1 protein-coding gene is annotated in these 658 nt (G+C 43.9%); it reads right to left on the reverse strand.

The genetic code is table 11. The annotated features are described in order from the left end of the window. Window positions 1–357, reverse strand: a 357-nt coding sequence (gene fabR, locus R7040_RS27150) for an HTH-type transcriptional repressor FabR (protein WP_318097698.1), incomplete at its 3' end; no start/stop codon positions are given. Between the last annotated feature and the right edge of the window lie 301 nt (window positions 358–658).

The raw sequence follows: 658 nt of genomic DNA on the forward strand, positions 1-658 counted from the left end.
AGTGCCAGAGCGCTCACGCAATAATAAGCGGAATACGTTAGGGCTACTTTCAATGAATTCCATAAAGGTTTCAACCGAAGTTCGAATCACACTGCCTTCTTTGACAATACGTTGACGTGCCTGACGCATCAGTTGACGTAATAGTAAACCGCCTTCATCAACCATTGTTAAGCCTAGCTCATCCATGTCTTTGAAGTGACGATAAAAAGAAGTGGGTGCAATTCCTGCCTCTCGGGCAACTTCTCGCAAGCTGAGACTGGAAAAGCTGCGATCCGCACTTAACTGACTAAATGCCGCATCGATCAATGATCGACGTGTCTTCTCTTTTTGTTGCGCGCGGATTCCCATCGATTTCATTCTTAACTTGCTCTTTTCTGTAGGGTACAAGAGCTTCAATATAACGCAATTCACCCCTACGGAGAAAGATATGTTGCCTCACCCGAGGTAAGCGGCGAGAACGTTACTATTGGCATGCATCTAATTGCAATGTTCTCGAGTCAATTTATAGACATACAACATACCAATTCATCCTTTTGTTCGATTCTGCGTGATCACTTCCACTCTCTCGCAGCCATTACGTGTACGTATAGAGCAAATGAGTTAAAATCGCGCTAAAGCAATGTTAAGCAAATATAACAAGGAAGGCATCATGGCGCAT

Source organism: Vibrio sp. 1069 (genome assembly GCF_033340555.1).